The 21,689-nt window shown below is 32.7% G+C and carries 28 protein-coding genes and 2 pseudogenes; 22 read left to right on the top strand and 8 right to left on the bottom strand.

What is annotated here, in order from left to right; genetic code table 11:
- Positions 1-155: 155 nt before the first annotated feature.
- Positions 156-761: pseudogene (locus C9J31_RS13345) on the bottom strand (DDE-type integrase/transposase/recombinase); the annotation flags it as partial.
- 50 nt (positions 762-811) lie between these two features.
- Here C9J31_RS13345 and C9J31_RS24000 point away from each other — a divergent pair.
- From C9J31_RS24000 to C9J31_RS13325, 4 genes are all read left to right on the top strand, one after another.
- On the top strand, positions 812-1,123 hold the full coding sequence (locus tag C9J31_RS24000; protein WP_107951333.1) for a phage portal protein: 312 nt from the start codon (positions 812-814) through the stop codon (positions 1,121-1,123).
- A gap of 44 nt (positions 1,124-1,167) precedes the next feature.
- Positions 1,168-1,320 carry a hypothetical protein gene (locus C9J31_RS24305; RefSeq protein ID WP_420798449.1) on the top strand — a complete coding sequence of 51 codons (153 nt, stop codon included), beginning with the start codon at positions 1,168-1,170 and terminating at the stop codon, positions 1,318-1,320.
- A gap of 105 nt (positions 1,321-1,425) precedes the next feature.
- On the top strand, positions 1,426-2,448 hold the full coding sequence (locus tag C9J31_RS13330) for an alpha/beta fold hydrolase (protein ID WP_107951335.1): 1,023 nt from the start codon (positions 1,426-1,428) through the stop codon (positions 2,446-2,448).
- A 642-nt stretch (positions 2,449-3,090) separates the two neighbouring features.
- Entirely contained in the window at positions 3,091-4,521 is a 1,431-nt protein-coding gene (locus C9J31_RS13325; protein WP_107951336.1) for a hypothetical protein, read from the top strand.
- 147 nt (positions 4,522-4,668) lie between these two features.
- Here the strand turns inward: C9J31_RS13325 and C9J31_RS13320 are convergent, their stop codons facing one another.
- The 6 genes from C9J31_RS13320 to C9J31_RS13295 form a co-directional block, all read right to left on the bottom strand.
- Complete coding sequence (locus tag C9J31_RS13320; RefSeq protein ID WP_107951337.1) at positions 4,669-5,817, bottom strand: tyrosine-type recombinase/integrase; 1,149 nt, start codon at positions 5,815-5,817, stop codon at positions 4,669-4,671.
- A complete protein-coding gene (locus C9J31_RS13315) occupies positions 5,817-6,188 on the bottom strand; it encodes a helix-turn-helix domain-containing protein (protein WP_193767172.1) in 372 nt (123 codons plus the stop codon). The genes C9J31_RS13320 and C9J31_RS13315 overlap by 1 nt, the downstream gene beginning before the upstream one ends.
- A gap of 88 nt (positions 6,189-6,276) precedes the next feature.
- Entirely contained in the window at positions 6,277-6,750 is a 474-nt protein-coding gene (locus tag C9J31_RS13310) for an ImmA/IrrE family metallo-endopeptidase (protein ID WP_107951339.1), read from the bottom strand.
- Positions 6,751-6,836: 86 nt separating this feature from the next.
- Positions 6,837-8,513 carry an AAA family ATPase gene (locus C9J31_RS13305; RefSeq protein ID WP_107951340.1) on the bottom strand — a complete coding sequence of 559 codons (1,677 nt, stop codon included), beginning with the start codon at positions 8,511-8,513 and terminating at the stop codon, positions 6,837-6,839.
- 59 nt (positions 8,514-8,572) lie between these two features.
- Positions 8,573-9,676: a dsDNA nuclease domain-containing protein gene (locus C9J31_RS13300; RefSeq protein WP_107951341.1), complete on the bottom strand. Its 1,104-nt coding sequence runs from the start codon at positions 9,674-9,676 to the stop codon at positions 8,573-8,575.
- Positions 9,677-9,811: 135 nt separating this feature from the next.
- Positions 9,812-10,177: a helix-turn-helix domain-containing protein gene (locus C9J31_RS13295; protein ID WP_107951342.1), complete on the bottom strand. Its 366-nt coding sequence runs from the start codon at positions 10,175-10,177 to the stop codon at positions 9,812-9,814.
- Positions 10,178-10,340: 163 nt separating this feature from the next.
- On the opposite strand from C9J31_RS13295, the gene C9J31_RS13290 reads away from it, so the two are divergent.
- The 9 genes from C9J31_RS13290 (at position 10,341) to C9J31_RS13255 (ending at position 15,046) form a co-directional block, all read left to right on the top strand.
- Positions 10,341-10,622 carry a helix-turn-helix domain-containing protein gene (locus C9J31_RS13290; RefSeq protein ID WP_107951343.1) on the top strand — a complete coding sequence of 94 codons (282 nt, stop codon included), beginning with the start codon at positions 10,341-10,343 and terminating at the stop codon, positions 10,620-10,622.
- 237 nt (positions 10,623-10,859) lie between these two features.
- Entirely contained in the window at positions 10,860-11,168 is a 309-nt protein-coding gene (locus C9J31_RS13285) for a hypothetical protein (protein WP_107951344.1), read from the top strand.
- 75 nt (positions 11,169-11,243) lie between these two features.
- Positions 11,244-11,510 (top strand): helix-turn-helix domain-containing protein, encoded by a 267-nt coding sequence (locus tag C9J31_RS13280; protein ID WP_036164188.1) that lies wholly within the window; start codon positions 11,244-11,246, stop codon positions 11,508-11,510.
- Between the two features lie 55 nt (positions 11,511-11,565).
- Positions 11,566-12,300 (top strand): hypothetical protein, encoded by a 735-nt coding sequence (locus tag C9J31_RS13275; RefSeq protein WP_107951345.1) that lies wholly within the window; start codon positions 11,566-11,568, stop codon positions 12,298-12,300.
- Positions 12,301-12,338: 38 nt separating this feature from the next.
- Positions 12,339-12,575: a hypothetical protein gene (locus tag C9J31_RS13270; RefSeq protein ID WP_107951346.1), complete on the top strand. Its 237-nt coding sequence runs from the start codon at positions 12,339-12,341 to the stop codon at positions 12,573-12,575.
- A gap of 248 nt (positions 12,576-12,823) precedes the next feature.
- Positions 12,824-13,033 (top strand): hypothetical protein, encoded by a 210-nt coding sequence (locus C9J31_RS13265; RefSeq protein WP_107951347.1) that lies wholly within the window; start codon positions 12,824-12,826, stop codon positions 13,031-13,033.
- A gap of 65 nt (positions 13,034-13,098) precedes the next feature.
- Positions 13,099-13,233 carry a hypothetical protein gene (locus C9J31_RS23995; RefSeq protein WP_274520199.1) on the top strand — a complete coding sequence of 45 codons (135 nt, stop codon included), beginning with the start codon at positions 13,099-13,101 and terminating at the stop codon, positions 13,231-13,233.
- A gap of 74 nt (positions 13,234-13,307) precedes the next feature.
- Positions 13,308-13,952, top strand: coding sequence for an ORF6N domain-containing protein (locus tag C9J31_RS13260; RefSeq protein ID WP_107951348.1), 645 nt, complete (start codon positions 13,308-13,310; stop codon positions 13,950-13,952).
- Positions 13,953-13,963: 11 nt separating this feature from the next.
- Positions 13,964-15,046, top strand: a complete 1,083-nt coding sequence (locus tag C9J31_RS13255) for a DNA replication protein DnaD (RefSeq protein WP_107951349.1) — start codon at positions 13,964-13,966, stop codon at positions 15,044-15,046.
- Positions 15,047-15,091: 45 nt separating this feature from the next.
- Here C9J31_RS13255 and C9J31_RS13250 read toward each other — a convergent pair whose 3' ends face one another.
- Positions 15,092-15,823, bottom strand: a complete 732-nt coding sequence (locus C9J31_RS13250) for a hypothetical protein (protein WP_107951350.1) — start codon at positions 15,821-15,823, stop codon at positions 15,092-15,094.
- 82 nt (positions 15,824-15,905) lie between these two features.
- On the opposite strand from C9J31_RS13250, the gene C9J31_RS13245 reads away from it, so the two are divergent.
- The 9 genes and pseudogenes from C9J31_RS13245 (at position 15,906) to C9J31_RS13205 (ending at position 21,599) form a co-directional block, all read left to right on the top strand.
- A complete protein-coding gene (locus C9J31_RS13245) occupies positions 15,906-16,313 on the top strand; it encodes a hypothetical protein (RefSeq protein ID WP_107951351.1) in 408 nt (135 codons plus the stop codon).
- Complete coding sequence (locus tag C9J31_RS13240; RefSeq protein ID WP_107951352.1) at positions 16,301-16,552, top strand: hypothetical protein; 252 nt, start codon at positions 16,301-16,303, stop codon at positions 16,550-16,552. Before C9J31_RS13245 ends, C9J31_RS13240 begins: the two co-directional genes overlap by 13 nt.
- A gap of 87 nt (positions 16,553-16,639) precedes the next feature.
- Positions 16,640-16,837 (top strand): XtrA/YqaO family protein, encoded by a 198-nt coding sequence (locus tag C9J31_RS13235; protein ID WP_107951353.1) that lies wholly within the window; start codon positions 16,640-16,642, stop codon positions 16,835-16,837.
- A 202-nt stretch (positions 16,838-17,039) separates the two neighbouring features.
- Positions 17,040-18,590, top strand: a complete 1,551-nt coding sequence (locus tag C9J31_RS13230) for an AAA family ATPase (RefSeq protein WP_107951354.1) — start codon at positions 17,040-17,042, stop codon at positions 18,588-18,590.
- Positions 18,577-19,545, top strand: a complete 969-nt coding sequence (locus tag C9J31_RS13225) for a DUF4435 domain-containing protein (RefSeq protein ID WP_107951355.1) — start codon at positions 18,577-18,579, stop codon at positions 19,543-19,545. Before C9J31_RS13230 ends, C9J31_RS13225 begins: the two co-directional genes overlap by 14 nt.
- A gap of 189 nt (positions 19,546-19,734) precedes the next feature.
- Positions 19,735-20,275 (top strand): annotated as a pseudogene (locus C9J31_RS13220) (site-specific integrase).
- Between the two features lie 144 nt (positions 20,276-20,419).
- Complete coding sequence (locus C9J31_RS13215; protein WP_107951356.1) at positions 20,420-20,827, top strand: sigma factor-like helix-turn-helix DNA-binding protein; 408 nt, start codon at positions 20,420-20,422, stop codon at positions 20,825-20,827.
- Positions 20,828-21,025: 198 nt separating this feature from the next.
- Positions 21,026-21,289 carry an HNH endonuclease gene (locus tag C9J31_RS13210; protein WP_107951385.1) on the top strand — a complete coding sequence of 88 codons (264 nt, stop codon included), beginning with the start codon at positions 21,026-21,028 and terminating at the stop codon, positions 21,287-21,289.
- A gap of 1 nt (position 21,290) precedes the next feature.
- Entirely contained in the window at positions 21,291-21,599 is a 309-nt protein-coding gene (locus C9J31_RS13205) for a hypothetical protein (protein ID WP_107951357.1), read from the top strand.
- Positions 21,600-21,689 lie beyond the last annotated feature (90 nt).

Genomic DNA, 21,689 nt, shown 5'->3' with positions numbered 1-21,689 from the left:
TTATCCCCCCTTTTAGGTCGCATCCTTAATTGAATGTGACTTTTTAGTAATCAAAAAAAGAAGTCATGCCTTTCTGTAGTGAAACCCAAAAGATAGACTTTAACCAGAATGATTTTCTCCATTCTGGTTTTTCTTTTATGCAGCCAATCTTTCACGATAGGTGACTGACTACATCCAAATTTACTCTTTATTCGCTTGTAATTATAGTAGTAAATATATTGATTAATTGCTTGTTTTAGTTCTTCAAAACTAGTATAGATAACTCGGTGATACATTTCTTGTTTTAATAAGCCGAAGAAGTTTTTCATTGGCGAATTGTCTAAGCAGTTTCCTTTTCGAGACATGCTTTGGAATATTTGATTGTGCTTCAGTAGATTGGCGTATTGTTTCATCTTATAGGCCCATCCCTGATCTGAATGAAAAGTGCGACGATAAGGACAATCCACTGTTCGTTCAATAGCTTCTAGTTGGGCGTCATGAATGGCTTGTACATTTGGGCGTTCGGATACACGATAAGAAATGATTTCACCATTAAACATATCCAGAAAGCCGTCTAAATAAGCCTTCTTCACGGTTACTTTTCCATTCTCCTCAGTCACGAAATACTTGAATTCAGTAGTATCTGTTGTCAATTTCTAATGGGGAATGGATGTATAGAAACGACGGTGAATTCGATTCTTCTCAACCGTTCCAACAGTGCCTTTGTAGGTACTATATTTGCGAGATTTCCTTGTAAATTTCACACTTTGGAGACCAAATCTAAATCATCCAACCATTCTTCACCGTACTGAACGCTATCGGGTCCTTTTAGGTGCTGCTAAATGAGATAAAGGACTGGGAAAAGTCGGACAAACGAAAACTGATGATTACTGGTGAAAAGTATTACAGAAATAAAATGGATATTGAAGAAAAGAAACGTGGTGCTTCTTGGAAGTCTAATTTAAAGTTAGTGCATGGGTATGTGAAGAAACTTGTTGACCAAAAGGTTGGTTATGTACTTTCAAAGGAACCATCTATAACGAGTGGAGATGAAGTATATCAGAAAAAGCTAGATGAAATCTTTGATGCTGGAATGATGAATCGTTTACGCAAGGTAGGAAAAGAGGTTGTTAAAAAGGTGTAGCTTACCTGCATCCATACTTTAATGAAGATGGTGAGCTTAGTTTCATGCGTTTCCCAGCTGAGCAAATTATACCGTTTTATGCTGATTCCGAGGACATGAGAATCGAGTCGTTTTTGAGAGTATACGAAACAAATCATTACGAAGGTGGATTTTGCAAGACACTTAAACAAACAGACGCTTTTCCATTAAAAAAATAATTAGTTAAATTCCGAATATTAGAATAATTTATGTTAAGTTATAGTATAATTTAACAGATAAATGGTCGTAAGTGTTAAAGAGTTAGCGAAAAAGGGTGTGATAGTTTGGAGAATAAACATTCGATTATTAAACTATTTAGAAGGTTAAAATTATTAGGGTTGGTTTTTATGGTGATTGTTTCACTTACATTGATCTCGGGGTTTCTTTATGAATTAATCAGTTATAAAAATGTGAAAAGTAAATTTCCACCAGATGGACAGATGATTGATGTTGGAAAAAGAGAAATACATATGAATATCCAAGGAACCAAAACGAATCTACCGCCTGTTGTAATTGAAACAGGAACAGGTTCTTGGTCTTATGATTGGTCAAATGTTCAGCAAGAATTATCAAAGTATACCCAAGTCATAACATATGACCGAGCAGGATATGGATGGAGTGACCCACCTCCCAATGGATTTTCTGTTGGCACTACGATTGAAGATTTAAGTAAGATTCTCAAATTTTCTGAAATTGAAACACCTGTAATATTAGTTGGTCATTCTGTTGGCGGGATTTATTCACGACTCTTTGCAGACAGATACCCAGAAAAGGTATTTGGATTAGTTCTTGTTGATTCAAGAAATGAATATTTTTCAGAGCAAGCTACAGAATATAATAACAAGTTTTTCGAGACACAAGACCAAACTATGAATCGTTTCTTATCTCAAATTGGAATAGTGCGACTATTAGGGGCAAATATATTTTCTAATTCCATACCTGATTACATTTCCGCAGAAAAATATATAAATGTCCATTGGGATGCTCCGTTTTTCAAAGTATTAGATGAAGAAATTAAGGAAATAGAAGTCTCTGAAAAATTACTGAAAGACACTCAATCTCTAGAAGATAAGCCTTTAACAATTGTCACGCCAGTTGATGTAGAATTAATGGCCTTAGAATTGGAATTTTCAGAACAAGAGGCGAATGACCTTAACAGGAAATGGAAGGATTCTCAAAAACGATTGACCAAATTATCCACTAATAGTAAATTCGTCTTAGTTGCAAATAGTACTCACTCTGTAATGTATGACAAACCTGAGGTAATAATAGAATCAATATTGGAAATGGCTGATGAAATTAATTGATTTTAAAATAATAAAGATATCCCTTATCACTAAAGGCCCTTCCCTGGAGTTCTACATTATGTGTTCATTACAAGTATTAGTGGTATATCTTAGAATAAATCAAATAATATCTATAAATAAAAAAATCACTTATTAAAAAATAATGAGTGATTTTCTTCTATCTATTGTATTTGTTGCCTGTGAATGTTTTTTATAATGCATTTCACTAAGAATTAAAAGCAACCAAAGCAACAAAAAAGCAACCAAAAATCTGAATGCAAGTGAATCTCGGTGAAATCGAAAAATTATACAACCACATAAAACCTTGCTATAATAGGCTTTGCGAATACATATGAAAGAGGGTAAAAAGATGAACGCTTACGATGAATATAAGCGTTCATTCTTTGTAGAATCCTAGATGTATCAGCCTTTGTAGAGGATAAATGAGCTTGATTTTGAAAAAAGTCACGAAAAGTAAACATTTTTCTTCAGATTTCCTAAAGTTCAAATATTAACTATTAATTTCATTTCCATAAAATTAATAAATTCATACAGGTTATTTACTGAAAAACATTAGTGTCAACATTCACTTTTTTGTGTATAATATTGGTAAAATATAGCTAATAAGTTATATTATATTAATATTAAGGAGATATAAATAATATGGATGAAACAAGAACAGATTTAATTGAGAGTAAATCAGGCACTCAAACTTTAGTTCCTTTTAAAAATTTCGAATCATATTTACAAGAATTAGGATTACCTCATGAGGGAATCATTGCCTCAGATAGAGAAAGAAATTTAATGAGTATAAACTTGCCTCAAACAATTCAAGACCTTTCACAACAAACTAAAAGAGACGCAGTATATTTATCAAAGTTTGTTGCCAGTTCTGCTATTGGTTTATATGATGCGGCGTTAAATTATTTGTGGAATGAAGTAGTTGTATCATTAAGAACTAAAGTAAATGTCTATGGACTTGATTTATTCTTTGACGCAGCTGTGGGAGGGGATTTAAGAGAAACCTATTCAACTTTCGACGATTTAAGTTCCATAAAGGATAATACTTTAATTGATACATGTAGAAAGTTAGAATTAATATCTGATCTTTTACATGAAAAATTAAAACATATCCTATACATGCGTAATAATATCGGAGCTTCCCATCCAAATATGGAATCGATCAAAACTTTTGAGCTACTAGGTTGGCTTGAAACGTGTGTAAAAGATATTATAGATGATAGACCATCCGAAGCTGCTTTGTTTGTTCAACAACTTGTAAAAAATCTAAAAAATGATGAATTAGTAATTGATCAGCCACGAATAGAACAAATTAAAGAAAACTTACAAAAACAAAATACACGAATATCAGGCAATTTATTGATAACACTTTTCGGTATTTTTACCAAGAAAAACACGTCTCCGAATGTAAGGGTAAATATTTTAAAATTAGCACCAATAGTGTGGGAGACAAGTCCAGAAAATAAAAAATATGAGATTGGTTTTAAACTAGATCAATTTGCTTTAAATTTAGACGATGAAACCCTTGCTTTAGGGAATAGTTTCTTAGAAAAATGTAATGGTAGCAATTATAAGAGTGAAGGTACTCGCAATAGAGAAGTAAATGCACTATTAGATAGATTAATAGATACACATAATTCTAGAGATAATTTCCATCATGAAGTACCTATTGCTAAACAAATAAAAAAATATATTATTGAAGAAAGTGATATTTTGCCTAATTTTGAAGATAAGCTAATTAAAACGATATTAGTTTGCAGAATTGGTAATGGTACATGGTATTGCGAAGGAGTCTCTCCAGGTGCAAAACAATATTATGATGAAATCATTAAGTTATTTAATTCTAAACAAATAAATACATTAGTTAAGTTTCTGAAACAACCAGAAATTCGTAATCAATTTAGTATACACAACTGTTTGCAGCAAACTAAAGTAATATTAGAGTTAATAAACCTCGATTTACAAGAAGCTCGAACTAGAGAAGCGATAGAATTTATTTTGGATAATATTGATAACTATAAAACTAAAATATTTACGACAAAAGAATTAAAGGAATGCTTAAAGTTTCTTTAACATAAGTTAAATGTGAGAGACGTTACAGAGAAGATTTAAATCTTTGTAACGCCTCTTTTTGTTATTATTAATTTCGAAAATTAAAGTACTCTTCAGTCATTTTTACTTTAATAAAAAATGCTTTTTTAAATAGTATTTCTTAAAAGTTTAAACCTCCAATAGTTCCGTAAACTTAGCATGCATTTTCTCAGATGCATTGGCGCGCATTCCTGATGTCACATGTAAATAAATTTTCGTCGTGGTTTTAGAGTTTTTGTGACCGACACGATTCATAATGAAGTTCAGATTCACGCCAGCCTCTGCCAATAAACTAATGTGCGTATGACGAAGGATGTAGGTGCGGAATTGTTTGTTGATGTCGGTGAGGGCTCCTAGTCGTCGGACGGTTTGGTTGAGCATTTTGACGGTAGGGGGGATGCCTTCTTTGTCACCGAATACAAAGTCAGATTTAATCCATTCGCGATCCTCACGCCATTTGTAGAGCTGCTTCAATTTCTCTACGACAATGTCATCTATGTCAACGGAGCGGATGCTGCCAAAAGTTTTTGGTGGTGTGAGCTCGAAGTCGCCTCGAATGCTTTTTTTCGCATATACAGTTTTGTTAATGTTAATGATTTTTTTGTCTAAATCTACGTCCTCTAATTTCAAGGCAATCGCCTCTCCTGGGCGCATACCTGTAAAGGCGATTGTGTAAATGAGAGTACGGTACATAATATTGCGGTGCTTGTTCACGTAACTTAAAAATTCCTTTAATTCTTCGGTTTCTAAATAGAGCTTCGCTGTTTTTTCATTACTAACATCCTCTAATGCTAGCTTTTTCTTTGGTATAAATGAAGCTTCAACAGGGTTTATCTCAATTAAGCCAATTTCCTTCGCATATGCAAACATCATCTTCGCCACATTGTGTGTGCCGCGTAGCGTGTAAAAGGCTGTGCCATTTTCAAATAGATGATTGAGGGTACCTTGTATTTCAATGGTCGTGATGGCGGTCATTTTCTTTTTCGCCAAGTTACGTTTCAGTAGGGAAATGCAGTAGGCACGATGCTCGTTGGTCGTTTCCTTGTTGCCCTTCATACGATATAGCTTCAGCCAATCTTGGCTGAACTCTTCGAATGTCACCTTCGCATCAAAGGTATATGCCTTTTTCAGCTCTGCAATAGCTTTCTCTACTTTTGCTCTTGCATCGCCTTTACTTTTGCCACGACGGGTAATTTGGCGTCGTTTGCCAGTGGCTGGATTACGTGGGCCTTCTCCTGTACAACGCCATGTCGTCTTATTGATTTGTACGAAATGCATTAGTTGTCACCACTTTCATGAATTACTTCCCAAATCGTTTTCAGTTTCTCGATGTCCTTTTCGTTACAGTTGGGTAAAGACTTATACCATTGCTGTAAAGAGGGGTAATGGGCAAAGGGTTCTTTCAATGTAGGGTTGTAAGACGCATCATGCAAATAGCCCGCAGCTTCTATCAGCTTCATGTAATCGTATTTATATGCTCTGGCAATTTGCTGTAACGTTTCGGGAGTTGGCTTTATGGGTTTGCCTGTACGTCGATCAGTGCCTTTTTCTAACATGGCCAAGTAAGAATACGTAATTTCCATTCGTTTCGCTGCATCACGTAAACCTTCATCACCACGTAGCTCCTTCAATAATTCACCTAAACTCACATCCTTCTCCTCCATTTCATCACCTATTTATGTGCATGTCTATCTTTTCATGAATATAAAATAGCCGCATCCCACAGGCTATTCCAATTCAGAATAATTGCTTGTTACTTATGTATTGTTCCAATCGTTTTACTGCAAAATCGTATTCGACATTAAATAGTTGTTGTACATGGTGGACGGTGAGGGCACTCGAATCAGATTGCTCAAGTTCATCCAGCATGAAAGAGGGAATACAGGCATGATACATGAAGTTGTTTGCCTTATTCTCTTGGTACTCACGGAATAGGGGAGACATACGCCCTTGATGCCCAGTATGTAAAAGTACATGGCAAAGCTCATGACAGAAGTCTTGCCATTGTTGTTGTGGTGTTAGAGATTCATTTAAAAAGAGCAATCCTGTATTTCCTGTAAAAAGTGCCTGGCTGCTTTCCGACCAAAAAAATGTATTAATCCTTAAGCGTTCGGCAATCGTATGAAAGTTAAGCTCCTGCGGCGTAAATATACCAATATGATTGTACAGTGTCTTAATGTATTCTTCAGTGTGTGTAAAATAAGTTACCATCAAACCATCTCCAATATTACAAAGTGAGAACTTGTGTTCTTCTTTAGTGTATAATAAAACCCCACTATTTGGTAGTGGGGTGATAATTACTGGTCTAAGTTTTTAATTAATTTAAGATTGTTTATGTAATCTTTTTTATTTAATACCTGTCTATAATCACTTAGCTCAATAACATGAGCGTAATCTTCACTTCCGGTTGTTCGTTCTGTTACCATTATTAATTGACCCTCTAAAGTTGACATATAAAGTAAACGTGAATAAATAGTTAATAAATTTTCTTCATCTTGTCCTTGGTGATTAGGCGTATCAATAATTAGGAACCTGAAGGGATATGTTGAATTGAAAATATTGTATTCGAAAACAGATAAATAATATGAATATATAGCTCGAGTTAGATCACTTCCAGAGTAATTTTTCAAACTAGGTCTAAAATTTGTAAAAGAGGGTGATGCTAATTCTAAATTTAAAGCTTCGGCATTGCTATGGTAAAGATCTTTCAAGGATTTAGTTAAACCACTAGTAATTTTTTTTGAAGATAATTCCTTTACTTTTTGATCTAACTTTATGTAGTCAAGCTGCATACCTTCTAAAATTCCGATTTGTTCTTCCAACAGCTCCTTAGACGCATTCGCCATTTCTAAAACGCCCTCTTGTTTAATATTTTCTATGAATGGAGATTGATTATCTAATTTTTCAATAGCTGTTTTTAAATGTTCTAATTCTATTTCTAGAACAACTATGTCATTTTGATAATTAGCTATATTTTCATTAGATAATTTTATATGTTGTCGAGTTTCTTTTTTTAAAATTTCTAATTCATCTTTTTCAGATATTAATCCTAGAATCTCAGGAAACTCATTTGTATGAGAAGTATGACAGATTGGACAAACGAGTTTCGATGGTAATGAATTAGAATATTTAATATCTTTAACTAGTTCATCGATATTTCCTTTAATAATGGATAATACTTTTCTGCTTTGATTTATTATATTTTCTTCTGAAACAATCATCTTCTTTAGATCGATGATTTTGTTTTCAGTATTGTTAATTTCATTTACTAGTCTAAGTATAGATTCTTCATGAATGGGGATATCCGGGTTGCTTTCAATCTCTTGAATATTTAGTTTTTCATATAAAGTTCCTAAAAATCCAGATACCTCATTATTATTTTTCTCTTGAGCACTTATTTTCTTTTTTAAAATATCTTTTTTTTCTTTTTCTATAAAATATTCATTTGGTAAAGTATCAGTGATATAGAGAATGCTCATTTTATCGGCTTCAAAAAAATGACTCATATTTGGAAATCTATTGGGGATATTACTCCAACCAATATCTTGATCAATAAATTGATACGAAAATAATAGTGCTGGCGTTGGAATAACCGATTCACCATTATTGTTTGTGATTTTTAGATTAATGTTAAAAATAGTGTTAAAACGTTCGGAAAAATCATCGTAAGTTATAAAAGTTTCGAAATTATCATTATCAGGAGTTTTTATATAAAAATACTTTTGATTACGTGCAAAAATGAATTCTGACTCCCCGTTTGACACCTCTAAATAATATAAATTTATTAGTTCTTCCCAACTATCATCAAATTTCACTTCACAACCAAGTGTATGTAAAATACTTTTAATTAACGAAGATTTTCCAGTTTTGTTTTTCCCAATTATTAAATTTAAGCCATCACTAAAAATTATTTCTTTAGCTCTTTTACTTTTGAGATCTATCACTAATAATTTTTTGAAGGATAGGTAACTCATGTTCAGATTCTTCTCCTTTCAATTGAAGTAATCTTAAATTTCTAATAAAATTTCTATGTTTAATATTCGCTAATTTTTTCGAAGTATTTTTCATAGAATAAACCCTCCAATATTTTCAGTTTGATATTCTGGTGCTGTATAGTATAGCTGGAGACTAAATTGTTAAAATCTGATGGGAGAGATGTTGAACTAATATTAAAAAAATGTTCAGTGAAATATGTCTCGTAAATTCCCAAATATTCTTCGATTTCTTCAAAATATTCAATGTCGTCTGGATTTAGAATCATGTAATCATTATGTTGTTTTAATGCCTTCTTTATAATCTTAATATCTATGATATTTAGGGGAAGGTGGGAAAATAATTCAGAAACTTCATTTTTTTTAATAAGTGAAGATTGTATTTTATCAAATATTTCATATGATATAGACTTTTTATTTAGTATTGTTTCTCTAGAGGCGATGTAATCAAATTTAGTGGTAGCTTTTTCCACTATTTCTCTTCGAATTGCCTCGTGCAAGTGTTGTACAGTATCTAATTGTAAATTTTTGAACTCCATCATTTGAACAAAATTACTGTGAACGATCTTTCTATGATTTTTTAAATCTAAATCTGTTAATTCAAAATAAGTATTTTTTATAAAAATATTAAAAGTTTGTTCAAATAAATTATCAGGACACATTGATAATGGAAATTCATTTCTAATTGAACTTTTAATATTATTATATGAAGTAGGATGAGTCACCTTTAAATCAGTCTTATAATGTACGGATTTAATCCAGTCATTTAATTCTGAGTTTAATTCTGAGTTTATCTCTTGGTTAGTTATGAAATAGCATTTTTTACAAATGTTAGGGAAGTTTAAAAAATTGTAGAATACATATCCCATAAAAGAATGTTTTTTACCTGGCTCTACTTTAAATAATCTATTATATGTAAAGGTACCAGAATCACGTGTTTTCACTTGAAAAAAATTCACTTCATTAAATTGAATCGAATCGTTGGAAATAATTAAATCATCATGCAGTTCGCAAAAAATAGTCTTTTCTTTGTTTTCTTCTTTGTAAATTGTAAGTAGTTTGTTGAAAGTATATGAAGTTTGAAATTCATATCTATTATACGAATCGCTTCCTGATTGTTCACGAGCTACTTTATTAAAAATCATTAAGCTTCACACCCTTTAAGTAATAAAATAAATGTGATATCGAATTAATTGTACAATACATGCAAATATGTGTATATGATGTATGATTTTCCCTTTTAAGTGATGAGAAAATAGGCAAACATTCGAATGGTATGCCTATTTTTTTTGTTCACTTTTAATCACTTCCCATATAGTACGAAGTTTGCGAAGTTCTTCCTCACTAGATTGTGGTAACTCTTTATACCAAACACCAAGTTCGGGATCATTGATGAATGCCTGGAATGCAGTTTCATCATCTTGTGGCTTTGATGTAGGTTCGAGGGTATCTGTACGGCCAAGAAGATAGTCAGTACTGACTTCTAATACTATTGCTAAATTAAGTAGCTCACTATCTTTAACGGGTCTTTCATTAGATTCAATTCGATTCATGACACTAACGTTTAAATTAACTCGGTTTGCTAATTCTCGTTGCGTCCATCCTCTTTTTTCTCTTAAGGAGATTATTTTTCTTCCAATATCCATGTTTTCACCGCTTTCAGTGAGTTCTAATATTAAATATATCACGTTTCCATTTTAGAAATAAAATAATTTCCAAAATGGAAATTTAATACTTGAATTTCTAAAATAGCAATGGTATATTGTATTTAACGAGTTGCTGAAATAGCAATTTAAAGAGGTGAGAAAAATGAAGACTTTTAATTTAGAGTATGTTAAGCAAAGACGACAAGAGTTAGAAATGACACTTCAAGAGGCAGCAGATTCAATGGAAATGAAGAATGCATCTACTTATATGAAGTATGAAAATGGGACATATTTATTTAAAGCAGAGCAACTGCCAATGTTAGCAAAAGTATTGAAATGTACTACAGAAAAATTTTTTAATGAAATTATTGCTGAAATAGAAATTTTAGAGGGTGTGCGTGATAGAACAAGAAAAAGTATATGTAATCCTTACGACAAGGCATAAAGATATTAATTTTGGTGGAAAGATTTCTGTAGATATTCAGCAATTCTATAAAGAGTGAGGCTTTATACAAAAACAATCTGTCAGGCACCAGTAGTATCTCCAATTACAAACGATTCTAAAAAGATTATAGCGAAATCGAAAATGGTGGTTAAAAAGGGGCTTTAAGAAAGACATTTGAACAAAAATCTAGAAGATATAACATGCTATGACATAACTGGTTTGGAAGGAGGTGAGAGGATGTATAGCGAGGAGTTTAAAGCGGATATAAGGAAGGAGTTTCGACAGCTGTTTCGTGAGGAACTGGAAAAGGCATTTGCACCAAAACCGTTAGTTCGAGAGCTGCCAGTACTATTAACTCGAGATCAAATGAAAGAGTTATTCAATATTAAAGATACAAAGGCCGCTGAATTGCTAGGGCGTATTGATTTTCCTAAGTTTCACGAGGCAGGGAGGGTGTTAATCCCAACCAAAGCTTTGTTGCATTGGATTGATGAACATACGGAATGGGTGAATACGCATACCACGTACTTTAAATCCATTGTGTGATGCTTCATATAAAAATTTTATCGCACAACAACTGAATAGAGTATTCCAGTTTGGAATGTGGAAGGTGGTGAGAATATGAAAATAGGAGCCATTTTGCAAGCATGCCGTGAACGTGCAGGGTTTTCACAAGAAGAAATGGCGCATCGCATGAATCGTACACAACCATGTATTTCGAAATTTGAGAATGATAACAAGGTTCCTGATGCTTCCACCTTCTTGGATTGGTTTAAGCAAACCAACTCGCAAGAAGTAGCTGTCGCATTTTTTATGGGGGTAGACGGACTTACTATCATGCAAACTTTGCTTCCGATTATCGGTGGATTTGCTTGTTGGTTTATTTGATGGCTGGTTTACAGTATTACTCAAAAAAATATTTGCTAGGAGGACATTATACATTATGGATATTCAAAAAATGATGAACGAAGCATTAGTTGAACTACATGAAGAGGGGACAGTTAAGGACATTATTAAAAAGCAAGTTACTTCAACTGTTGAAAGTTCCATAAAAGATTTGTTGGGTTCTTGGAGTCCATTATCAAAAGCACTTGAAAAGGAACTAAAAGAACAATTACAAATCAACTTAGATAAATTAGATATTCCTTCTTACAACGAATTGCTCGCTCAAGCAATTAAGAAGCAGCTAGATGATGCAATTTATACAAAAGGTTTAGAAGATTTTAATAGACGTGTTGGTAAGATTATTGGTTCTGGAATGCCAAATGAAATTAAATTATCGCAATTAGTGTTGAAAATGGCCCAGGAAGTTGACGATTTAGATGATTTATCTATGGATGATTATGTTGAGATGACCCTTTTTGTAGAAAAATCCAGTCATGTAGAAAATTTATACCACATTTATATGGACCCAAATGAGCATAAGCAATCAATTGATTGCAAATATCGTTTGTGCATTTCGGATGGTAAGTTATCTAGCGTTACTGTCAACGCTAAAGAAAAGTATTCCGCTGATCGTTTCTATTCAAAAGTTTCTCCTCGAATCATCATGGAGGGCAAGATGTCTCGTCTTGAAGAGGAATTGTTTAAAGCCTACGTTCATAGTATTCCAATTGTTGTAGACGAAGAAAAATGTGAGACTGAGATTTCCATTGAGAGTATTAGAGAGGATTACTAAACATTTTAAAAAATTCAAAGAGAAGAGGTGAGACATGGATGGATAAGATCAAAGCATTTATGGCTTTTCTTGAAGAGTCTAAATTCAAGGAACATAGGCTTGCTAATGCAAATTTAGATATGTGTTATTCAAAGTTCGACATGGATAAATTGTTAGCGATGTTAAAAGAAAAGCATGAAATGGCGAAGGCGGCAAGTATATTAGCTACCGATCTTTACGACGGTGTTTGCCATGCTCAAGTTATGTATGAGGACTTTGAGGTTTTAACGGCATAGGTTAAGGAGATCCACATTGAGCCTTCTATATTCGAACCAATGAAAAGTGAATACCTGTTTGCAGAGGTAAACGGTATTCATTTGGTGACTGTACGAAAAGTTGAGAATAAAAAAATGCAAGCGCAATGAGCACCTGCATCAAGCTTGAACTGTAACTTTGGTCGGTGCACAGTTCAAAAATTTAATAAAAACCTTGTCCCTTTATTATGGGCAAGAACTGTATATAAGTCAATAAAGGAGGAATTAACATGGAACAAATTTTAGAAAAGCTAGGTACATTTTTAGCGCATGAGGAAGAGCTGCTACGGGATTTTGCAGTCGATGTTGCTGAGGCTTTCGATAGTTGTTTGTATATGAGTAATCAAAAGGATTATTTTGCACAAAAAGGTCGAGTAACTGCACTTAAAGACGCAATTGAACTAGTGGAAGATTTAGAGAATCCTTTGAAAGCTGTCTGATTCGTTCTCGTCACAGGATTCATAAGCAACTTGCTTGTGAGTCCGATGAAAGGCAGGTGGTCCGTGTGAAAATCAATGTGAAAGAATGGTTGGCAATGAAGCCAGTTGAGCGTTATATGCTCATCTACCGAGCCGCACGTCAAAATGACGCTACCCTTAAAAGTGGGCATAAAAAAGGCTTACAAGCACTGGCATGCTAGTAAGCGGGTTAAGAAAAATATATTACTAAAACTATATCAAAAATCTAGTGAAGCAGCAAGAAAGGAGATAATACATGCTACCAGAAATTATTGTACATGACAGTTTACGTGTGTTGACAAGTGCACAACTAGCTGAATCGTTTAAAACGAATAGTAAAACTATCAATCGTAACTTTCAACGAAATCAGGATCAATTCGAACTAGGTGTACATTATTTTGCACTAACAGGTGGGGATTTAAAAGCTTTTAAAGGTGAGCGACAAAATGACGTCACCCTTAAATATGTTTCAGTACTTTATCTTTGGACTGAAAAAGGAGCATTTCTCCATGCCCAATTTTCTAAAAGCAAGCAGGCTAAAGATGCGTATCGAGCTCTAATTGATAACTATTACACAATGTTGTTGGACAAGCCACAGAAAGTACAGGCTCAAACTTTGGCAATTAGTCTAGTTGATTTTCAAAACTTAGAAAGTAGGTTGATGGCTTTGGAAAATCAAATGTGTGAAGTAACAATACACTCAGGAGAACAACTTCGTTTACGAAAAGCTGTGAATGAGCGTGTGTATCAATTAGCAGAACAAACAGGAGCAAGACGTGTATTATTCAGAGCCTTATATTCTGCTATCAAAGAACGCTATCAAGTGGGTTCATATCGTGACGTAAGACAACATGAGCTACAGGACGCTTTGAAGTTCATTGCTAACTGGGGAGCAGCATAGGAGGAACATTTATGTTTACATCAGGAAATAATACAGTCGATTTAGTGGGACAAATGCACTTAGAAGGTAACGTTATTCCACATATGTGGTTTGAAAGTTTCCGCCTAGATAGTGGCAAGCCTGATTTAAACGCCATAATCATTCTTGCAGAAATTGTTTATTGGTATCGTCCAAGTTATGAAAAAGATGAGACGACAGGACGTCTCATCAACATAAAAAAGAAATTCAAATCTGATTTATTACAACTCTCGTATGATCGCTTTGCTGAGCAATTTAGTTTTAGTAAAAAACAAGTTAAAGAAGCAATGGATCGCCTAGAAAATAGGGGCATTATTAAGCGTGAATTTCGGACGATTAATGCTAATAGAACTCGATTATCGAATGTGCTTTTTATTGACCTAAACGTAACTCTTTTAGAAAGTTTCACCTTTAATTCTGGTAATGGGGTATTACCGCAGAATGTAGGAGGGTATTCCCTTCAAAGTAAGGAGGGTGGTGACTTGGAGGTTGGGAGAGTGCAACCTTCTACGGTAGAAGGTGGTACCCCACAGGTGGGGACGTATACAAAGATTACTACAAAGATTACAAATACAGAGATTACTAATAAAAAGAATAGTAGTCGCAAACGAGTTTACGACGAATTCTCTGTGTATTACCAACTAGCTGATAGACTCTATCAAAAAATCCTGATTGATGATCCAGGCTTTAAACAACCAAACATGAATACATGGGCAGATGGTATTCGCTTAATGATGGAACAGGATGATAGAACAGTAGAGCAAATCGAGTATCTTATTGATTGGTCACAATCGAATTCATTTTGGAAATCAAACATTCTCTCAACCAGAAAATTACGAGAAAAGGCTACAACGCTAATTCGTCAAATCAAAGCTAAAAAGGCAAAAGAGGATAAAGCTAAATCGCCTTCACCAAACTATCATCGGCAAGGGCGTACAGAAATTGTCCCAGAGTGGTTCCATATGCGAAATGATGATAACGCAGAATTTGTAGAAGTCGGGCAAGAAACTGACTTTGAAGCTGAACAACAAAAAATTTTAGAAACTTTAGGGAGGATTAACAAAAATGTGCAATGATTCTTAGCAATAAAAAAATCCCCTTTTTGAGGGGATAAATGCTGATTAACTCTGTTGATTGAATTTAGAGTATAAGTAATGATCAACCCATATCATTGCAACAGTAAGTAATAAAAAAGCACTAAGAAAAAATAAGGGAAACATCATTAAGTTTTTTATAAAGAAACAAGAAATAAACCCTACTAGTGAAAGGACAAAGATTATGGGAAAAATAATTTTATTCAATATTTTAGTATTTGGAAAGAGCATATAGATTTTTTTTAATGGAATAGAATCTTTTGGTTGAGAGGATATCACCTTGTGATTCCAATCATTTATAAACATATATCTATTGTCTTTTCTTACTAACATTGAAGTTTCATTTTTCATTTTAATAATTTTCCATTCTACTTCTTCTAGAGTAATAAAAAACTCATTGTTAGAAGTTAAGTTATGATCAATCCAAGTAATCGTGTTAGATAAAACAATAAAAGCTATTGTCATGATGAGCCAAACGATTGCAAATGCTAGTAGACCTACTGAAATGGAAGGGAAAACATTGTCTAATGAACTAGGGTTGCTAAAAGCTATATAGAGAATGCCTATAGTTAAAAGGACAAAATTATAAACCCCATAATTTGATAAATCAATTTTGAATCTTTTCCAGTTAGTCATTAATATTTTTTCTATATCTGAAAGGTTTCTATTATCAATAATATTTTTAAAAGTAATAACCAATAATGGAATGAAAGCTATGTAACTAATTTCACTAAAAAATTTGGATAAAAGGTTCTCCATTTAAATGCTCCTTATTTTATATTGATAGTTAAATTTTAACATAAGTGTATGGGTAAAATTGATTAAAGGAAAGGAGAATTTTATGAGCAACAGAATCAAACTCTTAAATCTACAAAATATATTACACAATCAGCACTGTGTTACGTGTCCAAATCGAAATGATCGTAACGCTAAAAGCTGTAAAAAGTGTGACATCTTTATTCAATTTAATGAAATTGGTAATAGTTTGTTAAATCTGAATAAACGTCAAAATATACAAGCACCTAGGAAGAAAAATAAGAATGATATTTTAGCAGAATCGATGACTGAACATGGCATGATTTTAACCATAGATCGGTATCTAGATTTGCAAGAAATGGGCTTGAAAAACTTTCAAATAGCAGAATATTACGGTATTACAACACAGGAACTTAATGAATGGAAAGTATGGCAGGGGGTAACTAGTAAATGTGGTCCAGTGTCTAAAAATGATTTAGCATGCAGCAGCTAAGCATTTTTGATTATCCAGGAGACTCAAAAAATGAGGCTATTAAACTGCATGATAAGGTGAAACTTAAACTTTTAGACGAGTCTATAGATTGGGAGATTCACAATTATCGGAAATATTACTGTGATCATTTGATTGGAAAAGTTGGAATTGTGTTAGAAGTTAATAAAAATACAGTGGTAATACAATTTGCTGAGGAAACAGTTATATGTGATGTTAGTGAATTGGAATGGATTGCATAGAGCCACGGCGGCAACCGTAGCTCTAGAATAACAAAGGTTTCACCCTTGCTAGCAGTATAACCATTATAGCATAAGGGGGAAGCATTTATGCGTTTAAAGCAACTAGAAATTACGAACGAAGGTATGCTGCAAGTTGACATTATGGAACTGCCCGAAAACTGTGTCATCGTCTTATCTGATGGAATTGCAAAATTCTCCGAACTTCCGGCACATGCTAAAACTAAGATTGTTACTTATCAAGGTAAAGTAAAGCGTGTTGAATTTGATGAGGGTGAGGAGTTTTAATAAAGTATTTTATGACTTTTCCAATTATTTATAAGAGAAAAGATATGTTAACTATATCAATAGAATAGATATAATAGAATTATTACTTGGTATTTATTGTGGTAAATTTGGTATAATACTATTAAGTTTTATAAAAGATGGGTGATTACTCTTAGATAGAGATGTTTGATTAGAAAATAAATTTATTTTATGAGGTGGAAAAATGATTAACAGTTTTTACATAAAAGGTCTGTATGGCCAAAAAGATACAATAAAATTAGAAAATATAAGAAATTTATCTATATTAACAGGTGATAATGGATCAGGGAAAACAACTCTATTAAATTTACTATTTACTGTTCTTACTGGAGATTTTGAAAGCTTATTTAAAACAAAGTTTAATAGTCTTGAGATTGATTTCGATAAAAATAAAAGAGAACTACTTTCTATTGACATAAATAAAAGAAAATCAACACTAGAAGTTTATTATATATTTAAAGATTTCGAGTTTTGCATAGAAATAGAAGATATTGGTGTGCCTTGGCGAGGTTTTTCCTATAAGTTAATAGACTATTATCTAGAAGATACAGAATTAACTCCAGAAGAAATCACGGAATTTACGGATAATTTTTATGATGAAGTATTAGATTATGAAACTGCTATGAGTGAGGATGAAGATAATTATTATACTACTACAAGATTGTTTGATAATCTTGATGAATTGAAAGATTACTATCCAGAACTTTCTTTCATCGATGAAATTAAAAATTCAATATTATATTTTCCAACTTATCGAAGAATTGATAGTGATATAAAAAATTTACTAGAAGATAAATACCATCTTAGTTCTCAATCTGCTTCAGATTTTGATATATATAGAGATTTGAAAAGTTTTCCAATTGATCGTCGTGTTATTGGGGTTGATGACAAAGATATTGATTATATATATCAATCCTATTCAAAAGAGCTTCGTGACTTTAATTCAGAAGGATTAAATGAACTATTAAAAAAGTTTATAAAAAGTATTATTGAAAGTATATATGAAAACAAGGATGAAACTAGAAAAGAAAGTAAAAATGATATCAATTTATATGGAAGTGCAGCTGAGCAACTAATTGAACTTTCTAATAAATTGGGGATAGGTGAGGGGATAGACAAAGAAGAAATTAATAAATATTTTGAAAGTCAAAAATTAATTAGTAATGATTCTAAAAATATTGTAGATAAAATAGAGATAAAATATACAGAAAGTTTGAATAACAATTATATTTTTGTTAGAGACTCATTTCCGAGCCTTGTTGACATAGTGAATCAGTCTTTAAAAACAGTTAGTACAGAGACAAATTTCTTTATTAGATTAATTACACTTTATAGAGAACATGTTAATGAACAAGATAAATTGCTGGAACCATTCAGATATTTGGAAAATGGATTTAGTAATTTTTTCAAAGAAAAAGTTAAACTTGATTTTAATGAGAAAAATTATAATATTTCTTTATCACGCCCATTTGAAAAACTTTCAACTGGAGAAAAACAATTAATAACAATTTTATCTTATATTGGGTTAGTGTTAAGGAATTGTGTATTTACGCCATTAATTATAATAGATGAACCAGAATTATCATTACATATATCATGGCAAAGTAAACTTCTCCCACAATTATTAAAGAAGGAAGACACTAAGTTCTTGCTTGCAACACATTCCCCTTACGTAGCTAATATAAAATATAAAAATAATCTAGTAAAATTAGGTGATATAGATGAATATAAGTAATGGGGAGATGCATGAAGAACTTCTAGAAGCTGTATTAGCTGAGGATTTCTTTGGTTATTCTGAAAACAATAACGACATATTATTAGTTGAGGGTTCTGATGATATTCAAGTTATAAAAAAATTTTATTACCATAGAAGGAGCGGTGATATTCCATTTAGGGTAGTAAAAGCTGAAGATTTAAACGAAATATTATCAGGCAAAAAAAATGCTCTTAAAGCATATGAAAAATATAAAGATGATAAATCAAATTTAATATGTTTATTTGATCGTGACTTAGATTTCTTTTTAGATCAAAATTGTAAAGATGACAGAATACTTTACTATGATTTTTATGAATTGGAGAATTATTTATTTGATGAATCTATTCTAAAATTATTCTTTGATAGATACTATGATTGTGATGAAAATGAACTTTTTGAAAAAATACTTGATGAATTTAATTATATTACTGAGTTATTATTACCTTATCCTAAACTAAGTTTAATAAGAGAACTGAATTTTAAGTATAATTTTTTAAATGAAGATGAATTAGATAAAATAGTAAGACTTTCAAAAACAAAACCCATTCAAGTTTTTAATAATCAAGCAGAGAAATATAGAAATTTAGATTTACTACAAAAATTTGACCTATTTATTTTTGAAGAATTAAATAAAGTTAATACTAGCTTAGTAGAAATTGAACAAAGAATTCTTCCAGATAATGTAGCAGCTACGATTTTAGACAATACAAGTGTGGAAAAATTGTTTTTCTTCAAGTACTGCATAAGCGCAAAATTTATTTTGAGTTCTTTACATTTCTTGATGCAAAATTGTATTAAGATAGGTACAATAAATAATTCTGGAAATTCAAGTAGCTTAGAGCGTACTTTAAAAAAAGAGTGGATTCCTTGTAGATCTGATCATTTCCAATCGTTGATGCTAAAAATAGAGAATAAATTTAAACAATTAAGTTGATTTATATTTATATAATTTGAGTAAGCGATGATTAATTTGCAATTTAAATACGAGCCATTAATAATAAAATAAAATGTACTACCAGCTAACTGGAGGACAACAAATGATAACAGCAATCGCTGTTTTCGTTTGTTGTCCTTTTTATTTCCATTTAAATGATCAATTAGATGAAACAAAGGAGGAAGGTGTATGAATTTTGTACAACCAATACGTGATCCAGAATATATCCGTGTAATCAAAAAGTTTTTGTTTGATTGGAACTATCGCAATTACATGTTGTTTCTTGTTGGGATTAACAGCGGCCTTCGTATTTCTGACATCTTGCAGTTAAAGGTGTCAGACACAAAGAAGCCATACTTTAATGTGGTGGAGAAAAAGACAAAAAAGGCAAGACGTATTGAAATGACACCACAAACGAGAATTGAAACAATATATTGAGGGCAAGGATGAGCATGAATATTTGTTTAAGAGTCGTGAAGGTGTTAATAAACCAATTAGTCGAAGTGCAGCATACAAAATATTAAATAAAGCAGCATTAGCAGTTGGACTCGAAGAAAATATAGGCACTCATACTTTAAGGAAAACATTCGGCTATCATTTTTACAAACAGACAAAGGACGTAGCCTTGTTACAAGAAATTTTGAATCATTCGTCGCCTAAAATTACGTTGCGTTATATCGGCATTAATCAAGATCAGATGGACAAAGCGATGAAGGACTTTAGAATTTAACTTTTCTATTTAGTTCCCTTTAAAAAGATAGTGAGGAACTGAATTTTAGGTAATGGCTCTAATCACTGTAAAAATTAGATTAAAAGCAATGCGATGAGTTCAACACAATATACATTGAAGTGAACTGAAAGGGGCAAAACGTTGATGGAAATTATGAAGAATTATGCGGATTTATTGCGCATTATTGATATTGTGAAAGCTGAGATTGAAATGCTGGAGGTAGACAAGGAGTATTGGATTGGTAAGGATGAGCATTTGCCGTTCTTTTCAACAGGTGCCAGAAAGTATGGCCTTGATATTGCATCACAGCGAACAGATCGTTTGAATAAACGCATTGCTTCATTAGAAACTAAACTTGAACATTATCAAGCAATTGAAAAAGAAATTCGTGAGAACGTAGAAAAGCTAGAAGGATTGGAATATAGAATCGCGAAGCTTCGCTTTATCGATGGCATGACATATCAAGAGATTGCTGATGAGCTTGGATATTCACATGATCATATTCGCCGTGTTGCAAGTAAAAGTAAGAAGAAAGAAGCTTCATTTATTTAAAAAGCCACAGTCATGCCACATAAGTTATTGACAAGATTGTATATATTCATAGATGAAGCAACAGCAAAACAACTGAATATAGCGACGAATGCGAGCCCTTCACTTGTGCGGAGTGAGGGCTTTTTATGGTGGGGGATGATAATGATTAAGGAAGAACGAAAGCAAGAACTGATCAAGTTCATTAACCAAAATGAATTAATGAAATTTTATAAGAGCAGAGAGTGGATGCAGTTACGACAAGAAGCTTTGAAGCGAGACAATTACGAATGCCAATTATGCAAGGCAGTTGGTGGTTATCACAAAGCAGAGAACGTTCATCATTTGAAAGAGGTGAAGACACATCCGCATCTATCTTTGACTTTAAGTAATCTACAATGCCTATGCATTAAATGCCATAACGATGTACATGATCGTCTAGAGTCAACGAGGTCGCCTAAGTTTACCAATGAAGAGAGGTGGTAGAATGATTCTCACTGATGGGACATGGACATATGACACAGAGATTATCGATGCAGCCATTATGAACTCACAACGTGATTGGTATGAGAGAGACATGCTAAATGCTTTTACTCGCTATGCTTACTATCGATACAAGCAAATAAGGGATTGTGTTAACGGTCGTAAGTGTAAGCACATGACAGTAGATAAAGTGCGTGAGCAATTAAAATCAACTGATAAACTTCAGTTCACATGCAATTTGTTATCGATTTCGGCCAACGAAGTTTGGTACATCATTGACTTTGCCGATCAGCATTTGAAATACGTAAAATAAACACCCCCCGGTCAAAAAATTTCCGATTTATTAAGGGAAACGTTCAACGGGTAGGGTTCAGGAATGAATAATTTTTTTAGATTTCCGTGC

This window comes from Lysinibacillus parviboronicapiens, from assembly GCF_003049605.2.
GTDB lineage: Bacteria > Bacillota > Bacilli > Bacillales_A > Planococcaceae > Lysinibacillus > Lysinibacillus parviboronicapiens.
Note: the sequence above shows the minus strand (reverse complement) of the source record. Positions and strands in the feature narration are given on the sequence as shown.

Bases quoted from the DNA above. Each gene is read 5' to 3' on its own strand.
- C9J31_RS13210 (WP_107951385.1), top strand. From the start codon at position 21,026: ATGAAATTTTATAAGAGCAGAGAGTGGATGCAGTTACGACAAGAAGCT.
- C9J31_RS13245 (WP_107951351.1), top strand. From the start codon at position 15,906: ATGAGCAACAGAATCAAACTCTTAAATCTACAAAATATATTACACAAT.
- C9J31_RS13325 (WP_107951336.1), top strand. From the start codon at position 3,091: ATGGATGAAACAAGAACAGATTTAATTGAGAGTAAATCAGGCACTCAA.
- C9J31_RS13260 (WP_107951348.1), top strand. From the start codon at position 13,308: ATGCTACCAGAAATTATTGTACATGACAGTTTACGTGTGTTGACAAGT.
- C9J31_RS13235 (WP_107951353.1), top strand. From the start codon at position 16,640: ATGCGTTTAAAGCAACTAGAAATTACGAACGAAGGTATGCTGCAAGTT.
- C9J31_RS13205 (WP_107951357.1), top strand. From the start codon at position 21,291: ATGATTCTCACTGATGGGACATGGACATATGACACAGAGATTATCGAT.
- C9J31_RS24305 (WP_420798449.1), top strand. From the start codon at position 1,168: ATGCGTTTCCCAGCTGAGCAAATTATACCGTTTTATGCTGATTCCGAG.
- C9J31_RS13250 (WP_107951350.1), bottom strand. From the start codon at position 15,823: ATGGAGAACCTTTTATCCAAATTTTTTAGTGAAATTAGTTACATAGCT.
- C9J31_RS13305 (WP_107951340.1), bottom strand. From the start codon at position 8,513: ATGAGTTACCTATCCTTCAAAAAATTATTAGTGATAGATCTCAAAAGT.
- C9J31_RS13255 (WP_107951349.1), top strand. From the start codon at position 13,964: ATGTTTACATCAGGAAATAATACAGTCGATTTAGTGGGACAAATGCAC.
- C9J31_RS13215 (WP_107951356.1), top strand. From the start codon at position 20,420: ATGGAAATTATGAAGAATTATGCGGATTTATTGCGCATTATTGATATT.
- C9J31_RS13230 (WP_107951354.1), top strand. From the start codon at position 17,040: ATGATTAACAGTTTTTACATAAAAGGTCTGTATGGCCAAAAAGATACA.
- C9J31_RS13310 (WP_107951339.1), bottom strand. From the start codon at position 6,750: ATGGTAACTTATTTTACACACACTGAAGAATACATTAAGACACTGTAC.
- C9J31_RS13290 (WP_107951343.1), top strand. From the start codon at position 10,341: ATGAAGACTTTTAATTTAGAGTATGTTAAGCAAAGACGACAAGAGTTA.
- C9J31_RS13300 (WP_107951341.1), bottom strand. From the start codon at position 9,676: ATGATTTTTAATAAAGTAGCTCGTGAACAATCAGGAAGCGATTCGTAT.
- C9J31_RS13295 (WP_107951342.1), bottom strand. From the start codon at position 10,177: ATGGATATTGGAAGAAAAATAATCTCCTTAAGAGAAAAAAGAGGATGG.
- C9J31_RS13285 (WP_107951344.1), top strand. From the start codon at position 10,860: ATGTATAGCGAGGAGTTTAAAGCGGATATAAGGAAGGAGTTTCGACAG.
- C9J31_RS13225 (WP_107951355.1), top strand. From the start codon at position 18,577: ATGAATATAAGTAATGGGGAGATGCATGAAGAACTTCTAGAAGCTGTA.
- C9J31_RS13280 (WP_036164188.1), top strand. From the start codon at position 11,244: ATGAAAATAGGAGCCATTTTGCAAGCATGCCGTGAACGTGCAGGGTTT.
- C9J31_RS13275 (WP_107951345.1), top strand. From the start codon at position 11,566: ATGGATATTCAAAAAATGATGAACGAAGCATTAGTTGAACTACATGAA.
- C9J31_RS13320 (WP_107951337.1), bottom strand. From the start codon at position 5,817: ATGCATTTCGTACAAATCAATAAGACGACATGGCGTTGTACAGGAGAA.
- C9J31_RS13265 (WP_107951347.1), top strand. From the start codon at position 12,824: ATGGAACAAATTTTAGAAAAGCTAGGTACATTTTTAGCGCATGAGGAA.
- C9J31_RS13270 (WP_107951346.1), top strand. From the start codon at position 12,339: ATGGATAAGATCAAAGCATTTATGGCTTTTCTTGAAGAGTCTAAATTC.
- C9J31_RS13240 (WP_107951352.1), top strand. From the start codon at position 16,301: ATGCAGCAGCTAAGCATTTTTGATTATCCAGGAGACTCAAAAAATGAG.